Annotated in this window: 12 protein-coding genes; 6 read left to right on the top strand and 6 right to left on the bottom strand. The window is 69.7% G+C overall.

Going from position 1 to position 18064, the window contains the following annotated elements; translation table 11 throughout:
- Positions 1 to 138: 138 nt before the first annotated feature.
- Both ABVN73_RS09150 and ABVN73_RS09145 read right to left on the bottom strand, forming a co-directional pair.
- Positions 139 to 1293 carry a pyridoxal phosphate-dependent aminotransferase gene (locus ABVN73_RS09150; protein WP_353857716.1) on the bottom strand — a complete coding sequence of 385 codons (1155 nt, stop codon included), beginning with the start codon at positions 1291 to 1293 and terminating at the stop codon, positions 139 to 141.
- A 19-nt stretch (positions 1294 to 1312) separates the two neighbouring features.
- Positions 1313 to 2734, bottom strand: coding sequence for a gamma-glutamyltransferase (locus ABVN73_RS09145; RefSeq protein ID WP_353857715.1), 1422 nt, complete (start codon positions 2732 to 2734; stop codon positions 1313 to 1315).
- Between ABVN73_RS09145 and ABVN73_RS09140 the strand changes: the two genes are divergently transcribed.
- The 3 genes from ABVN73_RS09140 to ABVN73_RS09130 all read left to right on the top strand — a co-directional run bounded on the left by ABVN73_RS09140 (position 2703) and on the right by ABVN73_RS09130 (position 5550).
- Entirely contained in the window at positions 2703 to 4055 is a 1353-nt protein-coding gene (locus ABVN73_RS09140) for a M48 family metalloprotease (protein ID WP_353857714.1), read from the top strand. The genes ABVN73_RS09145 and ABVN73_RS09140 overlap by 32 nt on opposite strands.
- Positions 4056 to 4162: 107 nt before the next feature.
- The gene (locus ABVN73_RS09135) at positions 4163 to 4918 is read left to right on the top strand and encodes a DsbA family protein (protein ID WP_353857713.1); all 756 of its coding nucleotides are present in this window, start codon (positions 4163 to 4165) and stop codon (positions 4916 to 4918) included.
- A 20-nt stretch (positions 4919 to 4938) separates the two neighbouring features.
- Complete coding sequence (locus ABVN73_RS09130; protein WP_353857712.1) at positions 4939 to 5550, top strand: HAD family phosphatase; 612 nt, start codon at positions 4939 to 4941, stop codon at positions 5548 to 5550.
- Positions 5551 to 5561: 11 nt separating this feature from the next.
- Here ABVN73_RS09130 and greB read toward each other — a convergent pair whose 3' ends face one another.
- On the bottom strand, positions 5562 to 6125 hold the full coding sequence (greB, locus tag ABVN73_RS09125; protein WP_353857711.1) for a transcription elongation factor GreB: 564 nt from the start codon (positions 6123 to 6125) through the stop codon (positions 5562 to 5564).
- 84 nt (positions 6126 to 6209) lie between these two features.
- The gene (locus tag ABVN73_RS09120; protein ID WP_353857710.1) at positions 6210 to 9365 is read right to left on the bottom strand and encodes a ribonuclease E/G; all 3156 of its coding nucleotides are present in this window, start codon (positions 9363 to 9365) and stop codon (positions 6210 to 6212) included.
- 574 nt (positions 9366 to 9939) lie between these two features.
- On the opposite strand from ABVN73_RS09120, the gene ABVN73_RS09115 reads away from it, so the two are divergent.
- Both ABVN73_RS09115 and ABVN73_RS09110 read left to right on the top strand, forming a co-directional pair.
- Positions 9940 to 11247: an N-acetylmuramoyl-L-alanine amidase gene (locus ABVN73_RS09115; protein WP_353857709.1), complete on the top strand. Its 1308-nt coding sequence runs from the start codon at positions 9940 to 9942 to the stop codon at positions 11245 to 11247.
- Positions 11248 to 11487: 240 nt separating this feature from the next.
- On the top strand, positions 11488 to 13995 hold the full coding sequence (locus ABVN73_RS09110; protein ID WP_353857708.1) for a penicillin-binding protein 1A: 2508 nt from the start codon (positions 11488 to 11490) through the stop codon (positions 13993 to 13995).
- Positions 13996 to 14064: 69 nt separating this feature from the next.
- Here the strand turns inward: ABVN73_RS09110 and ABVN73_RS09105 are convergent, their stop codons facing one another.
- Together ABVN73_RS09105 and ABVN73_RS09100 are read right to left on the bottom strand one after the other, a co-directional pair.
- Positions 14065 to 15021: a hypothetical protein gene (locus ABVN73_RS09105; RefSeq protein ID WP_353857707.1), complete on the bottom strand. Its 957-nt coding sequence runs from the start codon at positions 15019 to 15021 to the stop codon at positions 14065 to 14067.
- 13 nt (positions 15022 to 15034) lie between these two features.
- Positions 15035 to 16474: an MBOAT family O-acyltransferase gene (locus ABVN73_RS09100; protein WP_353857706.1), complete on the bottom strand. Its 1440-nt coding sequence runs from the start codon at positions 16472 to 16474 to the stop codon at positions 15035 to 15037.
- 330 nt (positions 16475 to 16804) lie between these two features.
- Between ABVN73_RS09100 and prfB the strand changes: the two genes are divergently transcribed.
- A protein-coding gene (gene prfB, locus ABVN73_RS09095; RefSeq protein WP_104675338.1) for a peptide chain release factor 2 occupies positions 16805 to 17927 on the top strand; the annotation gives its coding sequence in 2 pieces (ribosomal slippage) (positions 16805 to 16873 and positions 16875 to 17927; 1122 coding nt in all).
- Positions 17928 to 18064: the final 137 nt, after the last annotated feature.

Raw genomic sequence — 18064 nt, 5'->3', positions numbered from 1 at the left:
TGGTCGCGTAGAGCCCCCCACCTAACCCTCCCCCGCTTTCGCAGGGGAGGGGACGGACGCCGCATCGCAGAAGGCGCCCTCCCTTGCGCAGCGGGGGAGGGTCGGGGTGGCGGTCGGCGCGAGAGCCGAAGGGCTATCCTACCTCTTCCAGGCGATCAGCCGCCGCGCCGCCTCGGCGATGGTCGCCTCCGAGCCCGCGAAGCTGAAGCGCACGAAGCGGTGGCCGCGGGCCGGATCGAAGTCGACGCCGGGGGTGCAGGCGATGCCCGTCTCGGCCAGGATGCGCTTGCAGAAGGCTTCGCTGTCGTCGGTCATCTCCGTCACGTCGGCGTAGATGTAGAAGGCGCCGTCCGCCGGAGCCAGCTTGTCGAACCCGGCCTTCGGCAGCTCCCTCAGCAGAAGCTCGCGGTTGTGGGCGTAGCGGGCGACATGGCCGTCCAGCTCCTCGGTGCAGCTGAAGGCGGCGACCGCGGCGGCCTGCGACAGGCTGGGGGCCGAGATGAACAGGTTCTGAGCGAGGCATTCGACCGAGCGGATCAGGTCGTCCGGAACGATCATCCAGCCGAGTCGCCAGCCGGTCATCGAGAAGTACTTGGAGAAGCTGTTCACCACCAGCGCGCTCTCGCTGACCTCGGCGGCGGTGACGGCCTCCGGCCCGTAGGTCAGGCCGTGGTAGATCTCGTCGGAGACAAGGCGCACGCCCTTGGCGTCGCACCAGGCGGCGAGCGCGGTCAGCTCCTCGCGGCTCAGCATCGTGCCGGTCGGGTTGGCCGGGCTGGCGACGATCAACCCCTGGATGGGCGGGTCAAGCTGTTCCAGAAGCTCGATGGTCGGCTGGAAGCGGTGCTCCGGCCCGGTCGGCAGCTCCACCGGCTCGACCCCGATGGCGGTCAGCGTGTGGCGGTAGGCCGGGTAGCTGGGCGAGGCCATGGCCACCCGGTCGCCCGGATCGAAGGCCGCCAGGAAGCCGAGCTGGAAGGCGCCCGAGGAGCCGGTGGTGACCACCACGCGCCGCTCCGGCACGTCGATCCCGTAGCGGTCGCGGTACCAGCCGGCGATGGCCGCGCGCAGCGCCGGGATGCCCAGCGCCCCGGTGTAGCCCAGCACGTCGGCGTCGAGCATGCGGTGGGCGGCCTCCAGCACGCCCTTCGGCGCGCCGGTCGAGGGCTGCCCAACCTCCATGTGCAGGACTTCCAGGCCGGCGGCTTCGCGCTCGGCGGCGGCGCGCATCACTTCCATGACGAAGAAGGGCGGGATGGCGCCCCGTTTGGAGACTTTGGGTGCTTTGCTCATGATTCCAGACTTTTGAACATCAACGCTCGGTTTCGACCAGCATGCCCAGGGCGTGGGCGCGCGGGTCGGCGGCGATCTGGCATTCCTTCCAGCCGCTCTCCATGGAGGTCTGGCAGGTGACGAAGGTGGCGCGGCCCGGGCCGTTCGCGGCGCGGCTGACGCGGATGGCGGCTCCCGGCTCTTTGTCGAGCGCGGCGGGCAGGGCGGCGGTCAGCAGGGCGGCGGGCGCGGCGGCGGGGCCGTCGTTGCCGGCGGCGCTGGCCGCCCCGGCGAACTGGGTGCGCCCGACGATGGCGTTGGTCAGCAGGGCGGGCGCGCCGAAGCCGGCGCCGTCCACCGCGCGGGCGGCCAGCAGGCCGGTGCCCGGCACCATGCGGCCGCTGCCGAAGGGCGCGCCCATGGTGAAGGAGCAGGCGACCCCGTTCTCCTCATGGTCGATCACGACGAGGCCGGCGCCGGGAGCGGAAGCGCCGCTGCCCGTGGCGCCCAGCGCCTGGGCCACGCGGGCGGCGCGCTGGTCGGACGGCAGGTCGGCGGCGTCGTTCCAGGCGGCGGTCAGGGCCGCGCCGTTGCCGGTCTCGGGAAGCTGGGCGAAATGCATGGAGACGATGCCAAGCGGAATCGCCGCGGTGCCGGTCCAGCGCGGCTGGAACCCGCGGACCGCGGCGGGGTCGATGGCGGCGGCCTGTGCCACCGCGCCACCCAGCGGCCCGCCATACATGGCGGCGATGCCGCTGCGCCGCACCTGCGACAGGCTGGCAGCCAGCTCCGGCTGGCTCAGCGGCGCGCCTTCGGCCAGCGGCGCGCCGGTGGGCAGGAAGACGCGGCGCGCCTCCGGATCCGCGGACAGGCGGGACGCGGAGTCGGCGAGGTCGCGGGCCAGCGCCCGGCTGACCGGGGTGGAGCGGGCGAGCTGTTCGGCCGGGACCACCGCCTGCTCCCAGCGCATCGCCCCGGTGGAGGCCTGGAGCGCGTAGACGCCGCGCAGGAAGCCGGGCAGGGCGGCCCCGCCGGCGCCGGCGGTGGAGTTTGCCGGGCGGGGCAGGAAGTCGAGCGTGCGGGTTTCCTTCTTCGCGGCGTCGAACACCACGCAGACCCCGCCGCCGGTCATCCCGACGCGCGACGGCAGGGTGACCGTCATCGCCATCGCCATGGCGGCGGCGGCGTCGCCGGCCTTGCCGCCCTGGGCGATGATGTCGCGCCCGATCTCCGCCGCGCGCGGCTCGTCCGCCGCGATGTAGTTCTGGGCGGGGGCCCCGGTGCGGTATTTCGTGTTGACGCAGCCGCCCACCAGCGATGCGGCTATGGCAATCGCGCCCAACCCTTGCCAGATTCGGCGGGTGGAATGGGGCGCCCGGACCGGCATCTTGACCGGCTGCCCGGTGCCCCGGTGTGCGGAGGAAGAAACGGTGCGCAAGCCCAGCAGGCTGGTTTCGGTCATCGCCATGGTTGCCGTGATGGTTCTGTCGTGGTCGCCGCCCGCGGGCGCGCAGCGGCGCCAGGAGATGCAATTCCTGAGCGACGCCGAGACGGAACATATCATCCGCGACATGGCGCGGCCAATCTTCCAGGCCGCCGGCATCGATCCGGACGCGGTGAACATCGTCCTGGTCAACGACAACACCATGAACGCCTTCGTCGCCGGCGGGCAGAACATCTTCCTGCACACCGGCCTGCTGCTGGGGCTGGAGGACGCCGGGCAGCTCATCGGCGTGATCGCCCACGAAACCGGCCACATCGCCGGCGGCCATCTGGTCCGCGGGTCGGAGGCGATGGAGAACGCCTTCCTCTCCTCGCTGATCGGCATGGGCATCGGCATCGTCGGCGGCATCGCCGCGGGCAACGCCGGGGCCGGTGCGGCGGGCGTCATGCTGGGTCAGCATCTGGCGGAGCGTAACTTCCTGTCCTTCTCGCGCAGCCAGGAATCCTCGGCCGACCAGGCCGGCCTGTCCTACATGGAGCAGTCCGGCATCTCGGCGGAGGGTCTGGTCACCTTCCTGGAGAAGCTGGGCGCCGCCGACGATCCGCTGCTGGTGGACCGCGACGCCGGCTACCGCCGCACCCACCCGCTGACCCGCGAGCGCATCGAGACGGTGCGCAATTTCGTGGAGCGGTCGCGCGCCGGCAAGAAGCCGGTTCCGGCGCAGTGGAACGAGGAGTTCCACCGCATCCAGGCCAAGCTCTACGCCTATCTGGACCCCAACGGGGCGCTGCGCCGCTACAAGGCGGACGATCCGTCCTTCGTCGCGCGCTACGGCCGGGCCTACGCCTATTTCCGGCGCGGCGAGGTCCGGCAGGCCCTGCCGTTGGTCGACGGTCTGATCGCCCAGGAGCCGAAGAACGCCTTCCTCTACGAGATGAAGGGCGACCTGATGCTTCAGAACGGGCGGGCGGTGGACGCCGCCGCCCCCTACCGCAAGGCGATCGAGCTGGAGCCGGACGCCGGCAGCATCCGCGTCTCGCTGGCCCATTCGCTGATGGAGCAGAACGACAGCCGGCTGGCCGACGAGGCGCTGCGCAACCTTCAGGTGGCCTCCAAGACGCAGGCGCAGTCCGCCTTCCTGTGGCGGCTGATGGCCCAGGCCTGGAGCATGAAGGGCAACGCCGGCATGGTCGCCTACGCCACCGCCGAGGAGGCCTTCGCCCGCGGCGACAAGCCGATGGCCCGCTTCCAGGCGGAGCGGGCGGAGAAGCTGCTGCCCGCCGGCTCCCCCGGCTGGCTGCGCGCCCAGGACATCCGCGGCCAGGCGGGCGGCAAGTGAGGCTCCTCCCTTTGGGCGGCGCACAGCCGTCTTGCCTGACCCCGCCGTCCCGGTCCACAGTATCGCCCCGATTCGCGCCGTATTGGCTCCCCACGAGAGAGTTCGACATGACCCGCTTCCGCCCCGCCGCCCTGGCGCTCGCCGCCGCGCTGGCCCTTCCGACGGGTCTGCTGGCCCCCGCCCTCCAGGCCCAGAGCCCGATGGACGACGCGCAGCGCAAGGCCGTCGAGGAGGTCGTGCGCGATTACATCCTGAAGAACCCCGAGATCATCCTGGAGGCCGTGGATTCGCTCCAGAAGCGCCAGAAGATGGCCGAGGAGCAGAAGGCCAAGACGGCGCTGGCCGAGAACAAGGCGGCGCTGTTCCAGAACCCCGCCGATCCGGTCGCCGGCAACCCCAAGGGCGACGTGACGGTGGTCGAGTTCTTCGACTACCAGTGCGGCTATTGCAAGGCCGTGCAGGCCGACACCGAGCGCCTGATCAAGGACGACGGCAAGCTGCGCTTCGTCTTCAAGGAGTTCCCGATCCTCAGCCCGGCCTCGCTGACCGCGGCCAAGGCGGCCCTGGCGTCGCGCGGGCAGGGCAAGTATCTGGAATTCCACAACGCGCTGATGGCCCACCGCGGCCAGCTCGACGACGACGTGATCCAGCGGCTGGCCAAGTCGGTCGGGCTGGACACCGACAGGCTGAAGAAGGACATGAACAGCCCCGAGGTGCTGAAGGTCATCGCTGCCAACCAGGCGCTGGCCGAGGAGCTGGGCATACGCGGCACCCCGGCCTTCATCATCGGCGACGAGCTGGTCCCCGGCGCCATCAAGCTGGACCAGATGAAGGACCTTGTCGCCGCGGCCCGCAAGGGCTGAGGCCGGGACGGGAATTGACGATGACCAAGCCGACCACCGTCGTCTTCGACATCGGTCAGGTGCTCATCGAATGGGACCCGCGGCATCTCTACCGCGAGCTGTTCGACGGGTACGAGGACCTGATGGAGGACTTCCTCGACAATGTCTGCACCCCCGCCTGGAACCTGGAACAGGATCGCGGCCGCCCGTGGGACGAGGCGGTCGCCCTCCTGACCGCCGAGTTTCCCGACTGCCGCGAGCTGATCCGCGCCTATCACGAGCGGTGGGAGGAGATGGTGCCCGGCCCGATGGCCGGGACTCCGGAGATCCTGATGGAGCTGAAGCAGCGCGGGACGCCGCTCTACTCCATCACCAACTTCTCGTCGGAGAAGCTGGCGCTGACCCGCAGGCGCTTCGATTTCCTGAACGTCTTCGACGGGATCGTCGTGTCCGGCGACGAGCGGCTGGTGAAGCCGGACCCGGCGATCTTCCAGCTCCTGCTGGATCGCTACGGCCTGCGGGCCGCGGACTGCGTCTTCATCGACGACAGCCCCGCCAACGTCGAGGCTGCCCGCACCATCGGCATGACGGCGCACCGTTTCTCCGGCGCCGCCGGACTGCGCGCCGAACTGGAGGAGCTGGGGCTTCTCTAGCCCCAGCTTTTTTACTCCCCGTCGCCCGGATAGCGGATGGCGATGACCTCGATCTGCTCCAGCCCGGCGGGGGTGCGCAGATCCACCACGTCGCCCTCCTGCGCCTTCAGCAGGGCGCGGGCGATGGGCGAAATCCAGCTCACATGGGCGCGGTCCATGTCCACCTCGTCGGCGCCGACGATGGTGATGGTGTTCTCCGTCCCGTCCTCCCGCGCGTAGGTGACGGTGGCGCCGAAGAACACGCGGTCGCGGTTCTTCTGGAGGGTGGGATCGACCACCTCCGCCGATTCCAGACGCTTGGTCAGGAAGCGGATGCGCCGGTCGATCTCGCGCAGGCGCTTCTTGCCGTAGATGTAGTCGCCGTTTTCCGAGCGGTCGCCGTTGCCGGCCGCCCAGGACACCACCTCGACCACCTTCGGGCGTTCGACGCGCAGCAGCGAGCGCAGCTCCTCCTGCATGCGCTGGAAGCCTTCGGGCGTCATGTAGTTCTTCACACCCTTGGGCAAGGGTTTGGGATCGTCGGCCTCGTCGTCGTCGCCGGCGGAGTCGTTCTCCCGGGTGAAGGCCTTGCTCATGGTCGGGACCCTTCGCGGTTCTCAGGAAAAGGAAAAGGCGCCGCGAGGCGCCTTTTCCAGTCTTTACGGTGATGAAGCGCGCTTTTAGCGGCTCCACCAACCCCGGCGCGGCTTGGCCTCCGGAGCGGCGCCGGCCGGCTCGTCGGCCGGGGTCGCCGGCGTCTCGCTGACCGCCGGAGCGGGCGCGGCCTCGGCGGGAGCGTCCGCCGCGGTCTTGCGCTTGCGCGCCGGACGCTTCTTCGCCTCCTCGGCGACCGGAGCCGCAACCGGGGCCGGAGCGGGCGCGGCCTCGGCGGGAGCGTCCGCCGCGGTCTTGCGCTTGCGCGCCGGGCGCTTCTTCGCCTCCTCGGCGACCGGGGCCGCAACCGGCGCCGGGGCAGGGGCGGCCTCGGCGGCCACGGTCTTCGCCTTGCGGCTGCGCGACGGCTTGGCCGGCGGCGGAGCGGTTTCCTCCGGAGCGGCGGCCTTGGGAGCGGCCTTGCCACCCTTGGCGGCGCCCTTCGCGGCGCGCTTCGGCTTGGCGGGGGCCGCTTCCGGCTCCGCCGTCACCGCTTCGGCAGCCTCGGCGGCGGTCGCCTTGGCGCGGCCACGGCGCGGCTTGCGGGCCGGAGCCTCCTCCGCCACCGGGACGGCCTCCTCGACGGCCGGTTCCGCGGCGGTGTCCGCCGTGGTTTCCGGAGCGTCCTCGGCGGCCACCGCGCTGGTCAGCACCCAGTCGAACTCGACCGGCTCCATGTCCGCCGGCAGTTCCGGCGGATTGACGGCGCGGCCGGCCTCGACGGCGGTCGGGAAGGACTCGCCTTCCGCCTCGCCTTCGGCGCCGTCGGCGGGCAGACCCTCGCCGGCCTCCAGGCCCTCGCGCTGGCGGGACCGCCGGCGACCACCGCGCTTGCCGCGGCGGCGCTTCTTGCGCTCGCCATTCCCGTCACCGTTGGCCTCGAAGGCATCGGCGCCGTCTTCCGCCTCGGAGGCGGCCAGATCGGTGTCCTCGTCCTCGTCGTCCTCGAGGTGGGCGGGACCGACATCGACGTCGTTGATGACGAATTCCGGCGCGTCGATCTGGGCGCGCTCGATCGCTTCCTCGTCGACCGCCGTCTCATCGATGTCGGCGTCGGCGGCGGCCTCGGCTTCGATCTCGTCACCCTCGGTCGCCTCGTCGGAGGCTTCGGCGGACTCGCCGAACGGCGCGCGGCCATCCTCGCGGTCGCGCCCGCGGCCACGGCGGCGGCGGCGGCGGCGGCGGCGGTCGCCCTCGCTCTCCCCGGCGGCGTCGGCGCGGTCCGCAACCTCGGCCCCGGCGGCGCCGGCGGCCTCGACGGCCTCGGCGACGGACGCCTCCTCCTCGGCCTCCTCGGCCTCGGCGGCCAGGAAGCGGTCGGTCTCGGCCAGGACGCGCTCGGCGCTGACCAGCGGCACGTCGTCTTCCGGCGTGCGGGCCTTGACGCGCTCAAGCCGCAGGTCCGGCGCGATTAGCGTGTCGTCGGCCTGGACCATGACGCGGAACCGGTAGCGGTCCTCGATCTTGGTCAGCTCGCCGCGCTTCTGGTTGAGGATGTAGAGCGCGATGCGGGTCGGCACGAAGACGGTGATCTCCGACGACCGCTTGCGGATGCCCTCCTCCTCGATGGCGCGCAGAACGTGCAGCGAGGCGGACTCCACCGAGCGGATGACGCCGGTGCCGGAGCAGTGCGGGCAGCGTTCGAAGTTGGTCTCCAGCAGCGACGGGCGCAGGCGCTGGCGCGACAGCTCGAGCAGGCCGAAGGCGGAGATGCGGCCGAGCTGGATGCGCGCCCGGTCGTTCTTCATCGCCTCCTTCAGGCGGCGCTCCACCGCGGCGTTGTTGCGGGGCTCCTCCATGTCGATGAAATCGATCACGATGAGGCCCGCGAGGTCGCGCAGGCGGAGCTGGCGCGCCACCTCGTCGGCGGCTTCGAGGTTGGTCTTGTAGGCCGTTTCCTCGATGTTGCGCTCGCGCGTCGACTTGCCCGAGTTGACGTCGATGGAGACCAGCGCCTCGGTCGGGTTGATGACGATGTAGCCGCCGGAGCGGAGCTGCACGACCGGGCTGTGGATCGCGTCGATCTGCGTTTCCACCTGATAGCGGTGGAACAGCGGGATCGTGTCGTCCTGGTACTGCATGACGCGCTTGCTGTGGCTCGGCATCATCATGCGCATGAAGTCGCGCGCGGTGTTGAAGCCGGCGCTGCCCTCCACCCAGATCTCGTCGATGTCGTCGGTGTAGAGATCGCGGATCGAGCGCTTGATGAGGTTCGCCTCCTCATAGATGAGGCAGGGCGCGGAGGACTTCAGCGTCTGGACGCGGATGTCGTCCCACAGGCGCAGCAGATATTCGAGATCGCGCTTGATTTCCTGCTTGGAGCGCTCCAGCCCCGCGGTGCGCAGGATGACCGCCATGCCTTCCGGAATGTCGAGATCGGACAGGATCTCCTTCAGGCGCTTGCGGTCGGCCGGGTTGGTGATCTTGCGGGAAATCCCGCCGCCGCGGCCCGTGTTGGGCATCAGCACGCAGTAGCGGCCGGGCAGCGACAGGTAGGTGGTCAGAGCCGCGCCCTTGTTGCCGCGCTCCTCCTTGGTCACCTGGACCAGCATGACCTGCCGGCGCTTGATGACCTCCTGGATCTTGTAGCTGCGCAGCGGGCGGGCGCGGCGGCGGTGGGCCTCCTCGACCTCGTCCCCGCCGATGACGTCCGGGCTTTCGGCCGGAGCGGCGCCTTCCGGAGCCTCGTCCGAGTCCGCGGCCTCGTCCGAACCACCGTCCGAACCGGCGTCCGTGGCGAAGGCCGGGACATCGCCCTCGAAGCCGTCGCCCTCGGCCTCGGCGTAGGAGCCGGGCATCGGGGAGTTTTCCTCGACCACCACGTCCGGGCGGATCGGCTCGGCCATCACGGCGCCGTCGGCGGCGGCCTCGGCGCGGGCCTCGGCCTGCTCCTCCAGCCGGCGCTCCTCGGCCAGCAGGGCCTCACGGTCGGCGATCGGGATGCGGTAATAGTCGGGATGGATTTCCGAGAAGGCGAGGAAGCCGTGGCGGTTCCCGCCATATTCCACGAAGGCCGCCTGCAGCGACGGCTCGACCCGGGTCACCTTGGCAAGGTAGATGTTGCCCTTGAGTTGCTTCCGGGTGGCGATTTCGAAGTCGAGGTCTTCGAGTCTGTTCCCATTGACCACGGCGACCCGGGTTTCCTCCGGGTGCGTGGCGTCCACCAGCATGCGCTTGGCCATACAAGATCCCCATGACGCCCCAGGCCGCCCGCGCGACGGACAAGCCGCCAGGGCGCGTCATCGTTGTGAGCGAAGCCTGCGGAACCGGCCCCTAACCCGTCGAACGGCGCTGACGAAGCAGCCAGGACGGGTCGGGCTTCGGCCTCCGGGTTACGGCCTTGCGGCCGGCACCAGCTTCGAGGTTTCGTCCCAATCCACCGGCAACCCATAAGCGTCACGCCCCGGACCGCGCCCGATGATGTAAATTTCGGCCGTGGGGGTCCGCGGGCGACGCCCACAGCCACTCCAAAGAGAAACCTCTCGGAAGAGTGGGCTGGTGGGTCGCGGTATGTCGCAGAGCTACCATAGACAAGCACGAAACCATGCACAACGTGGAATTCGGCGAAAGTTGCGGTCCGCCGCATCCGGTTCGGCGGCATTCCGCCGGGGTGGGGGCGGAGCGGGGCACTGTTGCACGAACGGCACCCTCGCCGACAATTCCGCCACGCGCCCGGACACCACGGTTGAGCGCCTTGATTTCGCTGCGCTATAGCTGGGCGCTGGCTTTGCCGGTTTGTGGTTTTTGGTGGAACGGATGCCCCGATTGCTCGCGATTGTCGCTGCGCTGGGCGCCCTTCTGGGGGCGGTCGCCCTGCCGTGCGCTCCGGCGCGGGCCCAGACCACCGCGGCGCTGCCCTTTCCGCCGCCGGTGCAGGAGCGGGTGTCCGTACTGAACGCGCGGCTGGGCCTGCATCCCGACAAGACGCGGCTGGTTCTGGAACTCACCGACTCGGTGCCCTTCACCGTGTCGGTGCACGGCTCGCCCTACCGCGTCGTGGTCGATCTGCCCGACGTGAGCTGGCCGGGCGGCAACACGGTGATGGCGGGCAAGGGGCTGGTCGCCCGCTACCGCTTCGAGGGGCGCGACGGCGGCGCCTCCCGCCTCGTGGTGGAGACCGACGGGCCGGCGCGGGTGGTCGAGTCCTACCTCATCCCGCCGCGCGACGGCTTCAAGCCGCGCTTCGTCCTCGACATCGCCCGCACCACCCCGGCGCAGTTCGCCGCCTCCGCCCCGGTCGCCGCCACCACCAGCACCGCGTCGGTGAGCCGCGAGGCGGCGCGCCCGCCGGCCAAGCGGGACCCCATCGTGCCGGTTGCCGCGGCCCTGCCGCCGCCGGTCCCGCCGCGGGCGGCGCCGGTGCCGGAGAAGCCGATGATCGTCGTCGATCCCGGCCATGGCGGCGTCGATCCCGGCGCGGTCGGCGTCGGCGGGGTGTACGAGAAGGACATCACGCTGGCGATGGCGCGCGAGCTGAAGCGCCAGCTCGAAGGAAGCGGCCGCTACCGGGTGCGGCTGACCCGCGACAAGGACGTGTTCATCCGCCTGCGCGACCGCGTCGCCATCGCGCGGGAGTCCAACGCCGACCTGTTCCTGTCGCTGCACGCCGACAGCATCGGGTCCGCCAACATGCGCGGCCTGTCCATCTACACCCTGTCCGACCGGGCGTCCGACCGCGAGGCGGAGATGCTGGCCGCCAAGGAGAACCGGGCCGACGCCCTGGCCGGCATGGACCTGTCCTCCGAGAACGATCTGGTGGCCTCGATCCTGATCGACCTCGCCCAGCGCGACACGATGAACCACTCCAAGCGGTTCGCCAACATGGCGCTGGAGCATCTTGGCCGCGAGGTCAAGCTGATCCCCAACAAGCCGCACCGTCAGGCCGGCTTCGCCGTGCTGACCGCGCCGGACATGCCGTCCGCGCTGGTCGAGATGGGCTATCTGTCGAGCCCCCAGGACGTCAGCCTGCTGAGCAAGTCGGCGCACCGCGAGAAGCTGGGCCGCGGCATGGTCCGCACCATCGACGCCTATTTCAAATGGCTGACCGGCGCGCAGAAGAGCTGAGACCCGGTCGAATCTAAACCGCAGCCATGCGGCCGGAGGCGGGCGGGCATACGCCTTACCCGTTCACCACTTTCTTGCATGCGCCTTGTGGCCGTCACATTTTCCTGACATGGCTGCGAGGGAGTCGGACTGCCGCCCCTCGCGGTGTAGGATGCCGCCCATCGGATGGTTCCGCGTCTTCCCGGTCTCTGTCCCGGACGAAGTCGGCGGGACCGCCGCCATGCCTGTCTGGGAACCGTCATGCGCTTTATTCTGTCCGCCCTGATGGCCGTCGTGATCCTCGCCCTGGCCGGGGCGGGAGGGCTGGTCTACATGCTGGACCATTACGATCACGAACTGCCGGACTACACCAAGCTCGCCAACTACGAACCGCCGGTGACCACCCGCGTCCATGCGGGCGACGGACGCCTGCTGGCGGAGTTCGCGTCGGAAAAGCGCGTGTTCGTCCCCATCGACGCCATGCCGAAGCGCGTGACCAACGCCTTCCTGTCCGCCGAGGACAAGAACTTCTACGACCACAAGGGCATCGATCCCGTCGGCATCGCCCGCGCCATCCTGACCAACGTGGAGAATCTCGGCCGCGACCGCCGGCCGATGGGCGCCTCGACGATCACGCAGCAAGTCGCCAAGAACATGCTGCTGACCAACGAGGTGTCCTTCTCGCGCAAGATCAAGGAGGCGATCCTGGCGGTCCGCATCGAGCGGGCCTTCAGCAAGGACCGCATCCTTGAGCTGTACCTGAACGAGATCTTCCTGGGCTACCGCTCCTACGGCGTGGCGGCGGCGGCGCTGAACTACTTCAACAAGGCGCTGGACGAGCTGGACATCGAGGAGGCGGCCTATCTGGCGGCCCTGCCCAAGGCGCCCAGCAACTACCACCCGGAGCGCCAGCGCGACGCCGCCATGGCGCGGCGCAACTGGGTGATCGGGCGCATGGCCGAGGACGGGCACATCACCCCCGAGGAAGCCAAGATCGCCCAGTCCAAGCCCCTGGTCGTGCGCAAGCGCGACGAGCAGGAGTATGTGACGTCGGAGTATTTCGCCGAGGAGGTCCGGCGCGAGCTGGTGAAACTCTATGGCGAGCAGGCGCTCTATGAGGGCGGCCTGTCGGTCCGCGCCTCCATGGACCCGGTGCTCCAGCAGGCGGCGACCAAGGCGCTGCGCACCGGGCTGATCCAGTACGACCGCCGCCACGGCTACCGCGGTCCGGTCGGCAAGATGGAGAATTTCGACAACTGGGCGAAGAAGCTCGCCTCCATGGCGCCGCCTCCCGGTTCCGAGGGCTGGCATCTGGCGGTCGTGCTGAAGGACGACGAGGCGGGGGCGCTCGACATCGGCCTGCCAGACGGCTCGCGCGGCCGGGTGCCGCTGGCCGAGCTGCGCTGGGCGCGGGCGCAGCGCGACGACAACCGGCTGGGCCCGGAGATCCGCCGCCCCTCCGACGTCGCCAAGCTGGGCGACCTGATCCTGGTCGAGGCCGCCGGCAAGGACGAGAAGGGCAAGGAGCCGCCCGCCGGCACCTACGCGCTGCGGCAGGTCCCGGCGGTGCAGGGCGGTCTGGTCGCGCTCGACCCGCACACCGGCCGCGTGCTCGCCATGGTCGGCGGATTCTCCCCGCACATGAGTTCCTTCAACCGCGCCACCCAGGCGATGCGGCAGCCGGGCTCCTCCTTCAAGCCCTTCGTCTATCTGGCGGCGCTGAACCAGGGCTTCACCCCGTCCTCGCTGGTGATGGACGCGCCGTTCGAATACGACCCCGGCCATGGCCAGCCGATCTGGCGGCCGGAGAACTACAGCCACGAGTTCTATGGCCCGACGCCGCTGCGCGCCGGCATCGAGAAGTCGCGGAACGTCATGACCGTCCGTCTGGCCCAGGCCGTCGGCATGGACAAGGTGAAGGCGGTGGCCGAGAATTTTGGCATCACCGACAACCTCCAGCCCTATCTGCCGATGTCGCTCGGCGCGGGCGAGACGACGGTGCTGCGCCTCGCCACCGCCTACGCCATGCTGGCCAACGGCGGCAAGCGGGTCGGCCCGACCTTCATCGACCGGGTGCAGGACCGCAACGGCAAGACCATCTTCCGCCACGACACGCGCCCCTGCGCTTCCTGCAACCAGGTGGCCTGGAGCGACGGGCTGGCCGTTCCCGCCGTCGCCGACACGCGGGAGCAGGTGAACGACCCGCGCACGGTCTACCAGATGGTCTCCATGCTGGAGGGCGTCGTGCAGCGCGGCACGGCGACGAAGCTGCTGTCGCTGGGCAAGCCGCTGGCCGGCAAGACCGGCACGACCAACGACAGCCACGACGCGTGGTTCATGGGCTTCTCGCCCGACCTCGTCGTCGGCACCTACATCGGCTTCGACCAGCCGCGCTCGCTGGGCGCCCGCGAGACCGGCGGCTCGGCGGCGGTGCCGGTGTTCAAGGACGTGATGGAGGTGGCGCTGAAGGACCAGCCGGCCACGCCGTTCCGCGTGCCGCGCGGCCTGCGCCTCGTCCGCGTCAACCCGGAGAACGGGCGCCTTGCCCAGCCCGGCGAGCGCAAGGCGATCTGGGAGGCCTTCATCCCCGGCACCGAGCCGAACCCCGACCAGCCGCAGATGGTGCTGGACGGCTCGGCCCACGCCGCGGACGGCGGCTGGACCGGCGGAGTGCCCGGCGGCGATCCGGCGGCCCAGCAGCCGGGCGGCTGGGGCGCCCCGGCGGCACCGCCCTCGGCGGCGACGGTGGGCACCGGCGGCCTCTACTGACCGGGCCTTCGACCAAGAAAAAGCCCCGCTTCCCGGTTCGGGAGGCGGGGCTTTTCTTTATGCGGGGTTTCAGGGCCGCGCGGCGGTGTGGGTGTCCGTGCGGATCTGGGCGATGGCCTCGGCCGGGGCCGTGTCGGCGGGGCAGTCGGCGAGCGGGCGCAGCCGGTCCTCCATCCGCGCCAGCATCACGCGGACGCCGTCCTGGTTGATGTGCAGGGCGTCCACGAAATGGGCCTCGTCCTCGACCTCGCGGCGGGTGTCGATCACCGGCACGTCGGGCGGCAGGCGGGCCTTCAGATCCTCGAAGAAGGCGTCGAAGTTGGTCACCTTCTCGATGTAGCCGGGGAAGAAGGGCGTGATGACCACGGCGACCCGCGTGCCCTTCTCGCGCGCCGTTCCGATGATGCGGTCCAGCGCGTCCCAGTTCGGCTGGAAGCCCTCCATCCGCTCCGCCGGGGCCTTTTCGAGCTGGGCCTTGAGGAAGGGCGACATGGTGCCGCTCAGCGTCCGGTCGCCGGTCGGGTGCAGCCCGTCGAAGGCCAGCCGGATCGTCTGGTTGTTGTTGAAGATCAGCGTGTTGAACAGCTTGTTGGAGGCCCACATGGTGGCGTCGACCTGCCGGATGAAGCCGTCCACCCGCTCCGAGTAGTAGGCCAGCAGCGGCAGGTCGGCGAGCGCCTTGGGATCGTCGACCACGCTCGTCGGCTCGACCAGCAGCAGGCGGGGGGCGCCGTGCCGGTCCAGATAATCCTCCCACAGCAGGTCGCCGACCGTGGTGGGGGCGCCGCCCATGCCCAGGTTCAGCACCCGGCCGCAGGTCAGCGCCTGCACCTCCTCCACCGGGAAGTGGTTGTCGGCGCGGGAGTTGCCCAGGATCACCACGTCGGCGGGCGGTCCCTTGCGGTAGACGGTCATGAAGCGGTCCGACGACTGGAGGAGCGTGTCGCCCATCCAGGACGCCACCGCGCGGTCCATGGCGACCACCATGCCCAGGATCAGTCCGACGGCGGCCAAAAGGCGGATCATGGTTCGGGCTCCCTCAGAACTGGAAATAGATGAAGGATCGGTTGGCGAAGTTGCCGAAGAGCAGCAGCATCAGGATCAGCGTGGCGCAGCCGGCGGAGCGGACCACGACGTTGACCCCGGCGTAGCGGCGCCCGGCCCCGAACTCGATCATCGCGTCGATCATCAGGACCACGAGGCCGAACAGGGCGACGCGGACCAGGTAGCTCATCTGCTGCATCCCGCGCGGCAGGCTGAAGTCGCCCTCGGCGATGATGCCCAGGATGGTCCGCACCGTGTGCATGTCGTCGGCGCGGAAGGGCAGCCAGGTCAGGGTGATCAGAAGGAAGACCAGCCCGACCGTCAGCAGCTTGCCCACGACCAGCGGCGCGCCGCTCAGCCGCAGCGGGCTGCGCCTGGCCAGCCAGCGCACGCCATCCTCCGCCGCCATCAGGGTGGCGTGCATGGCGCCCCACAGGACGAAGGTCCAGGCGGCGCCGTGCCACAGGCCGGACACCAGCATCACGATGGTCAGGTTGCGGATGCGCAGCCAGTGGGTGCGCCCCCCGCCCATCGGGATGTAGACGTAGTCGCGGAACCATGTGGACAGCGAGATGTGCCAGCGCCGCCAGAAGTCCTTCATGCCCATCGCGAAGTAGGGGCGGGCGAAGTTCTGGCAAAGCGTGTAGCCGAAGATCTGCGCCAGACCGATGGCGATCAGCGAGTAGCCGGCGAAGTCGCCATAGATCTGGAGCGAGAAGCAGATCAGCCCGATGACGTGGTTCAGCGCGTTGAAGAACTCCGGCTGGGCGAAGCGCGCGTCGACCACGGCGGCGGCGTTGTCGGCCAGACCGAGCTTGAGGAAATAGCCCCAGATGATCTTCTCCAGCCCGGCGAAGCGGACGGCGAAGCTGACGTCGTGGCGCGGGCCGTTCTGGATCTGGGGCAGCAGGTCGCGCGCCCGGACGATCGGCCCGGCGACGAGCTGCGGGAAGAAGGCGACGAAGGTCGCGTAGCGCAGCAGGGACCGTTCCGGCTTCTCCAGATGGCCGAGATAGAGGTCCAGCGTGTAGCTGAGATTCTGGAAGGTGTAGAAGGAAATGCCGACCGGCAGGATGATGGACAGCGTGCGGTGCCCGACGTCGAGGCCGAGCGAGGCCAGCGCCACCTGCGCGCTGTCGATGAAGAAGTTGAAGTATTTGAAAAAGAACAGGATCGCCAGGTTGGTGGCGAGGCTGAGCTGCATGAAGATGCGCGCGGTGGCCCGGTTCGGCGCGTCGGCGATGCGCAGGCCGCAATAGAAGTCGAGCAGCGTCGTGCCGGCGAGCAGCAGACAGAAGCGGTAATCCCAGAAGCCGTAGAAGATGTAGCTGGACACCAGCAGCAGCGGCGTGAACAGCCGCGTCCTGGCGAGCATCATGAAGCCCGCCGTGAAGGCCGTGATGAACAGCAGGAACCCCAGGCTGGTGAAGTTCATCGGGGGGCCACGCTCTTGTTGTTGGAAAACGGGGGCGCCGACAGCCCGCGCCCGCCGGACGACGGGCACGATCGTTGGTGACGCTATCATGGGGAACTGCCACCTATTCGCGCCGCGAAAGTGGTTTTGCGGTGCAAAAACGGTTTCATCCGAGTGGGTTGTCCGGTTTCCCCGGTGACGGGGCGACGCTCCGGCGGGTTACCGTTCCGGTCTGGTCCAGCGTCGCGGAAGCCGGTGGGGCTGTGGAATAAGAGGGTGCAACGCCGCTCCCAACCCGCTACATAAGGGCCAAGACACTGGTTCAACTCTGGCTGACGAGGAGGCACTGCGATGCGGGCCGAGATCGAAGCGGCCGCCGGCGAGATTAGAGAATCGCTGGCGCTGCTGAGGAGGCATCTTTGACTGGGATAACGCGCTGCGTCGTCTCGACGAACTGAACGCCCACGCCGAAGACCCCAAGCTGTGGGACGACCCGTCCCGCGCGCAGACCATCATGCGCGAGCGCACCCAGCTCGAAACCTCGGTGAACGGCTACCGCGCCCTTGAGCGCGACCTGTCCGACAGCCTGGAACTGATCGAGATGGGCGAGGCCGAGGGCGACGCGACCGTGGTCGCCGATGCCGAGGCCCAGCTCTACGCCCTGCGCGACCGCGCCGCCAAGCTCCAGATCGAGAGCCTGCTCTCGGGCGAGGCGGACGCCAACGACTGCTTCATCGAGGTGAACGCCGGCGCCGGCGGCACGGAGGCCCAGGACTGGGCGCTGATGCTGATGCGCATGTACCTCCGCTGGGCGGAACAGCACGGCTACAAGACGCAGTGGCTTGAGGAAAGCCCCGGCGAAGAGGCCGGCATCAAATCCGCCACCGCGCAGATCAGCGGCCACAACGCCTATGGCTGGCTGAAGACCGAGGCCGGCGTGCACCGTCTGGTGCGCATCAGCCCGTTCGACAGCCAGGCGCGCCGCCAGACCAGCTTCGCCGCCGTCTCGGTGTCTCCGGTGATCGACGACAAGATCAACATCGAGATCAACGAGAAGGACTGCCGCATCGACACCTTCCGGGCGTCGGGCGCCGGTGGCCAGCACGTCAACAAGACGGACTCGGCGATCCGCATCACCCACCTGCCCACGGGCATCGTGGTGGCCTGCCAGCAGGAGCGCTCGCAGCACAAGAACCGCGCCAAGGCGTGGGACATGCTGCGCGCCCGCCTGTACGAGCGGGAGTTGAAGATCCGCGAGGACGCCGCCGCCGCGCTCGAGGCCACCAAGAGCGACATCGGCTGGGGCCACCAAATCCGCTCCTACGTCCTGCACCCCTACCAGATGGTGAAGGACCTGCGGACCGAGGTGGAGACCTCGCAGAGCCAGGCGGTGCTGGACGGCGACCTGGACATGTTCCTGGAAGCCGCTCTGGCCGCGCGGCTCAAGGGGCAGAGCGACGACGCGGCTGCGTGAGTGCGGGGGGTAGATCCTTGCCCCCACCCTAACCCTCCCCCGCTGGCGCAGGGGAGGGGACTGGATCCTCCCTCCCCCGCGACAGCGGGGGAGGGCCGGGGAGGGGGCAAGGTGTCCTCCCATTTTTATCCCTTGGG

Origin of the sequence: Azospirillum formosense (genome assembly GCF_040500525.1) — a bacterium.
Classification (GTDB): Bacteria; Pseudomonadota; Alphaproteobacteria; order Azospirillales; family Azospirillaceae; genus Azospirillum; species Azospirillum formosense_A.
This window is presented reverse-complemented; position numbering and strand designations above follow the sequence as displayed.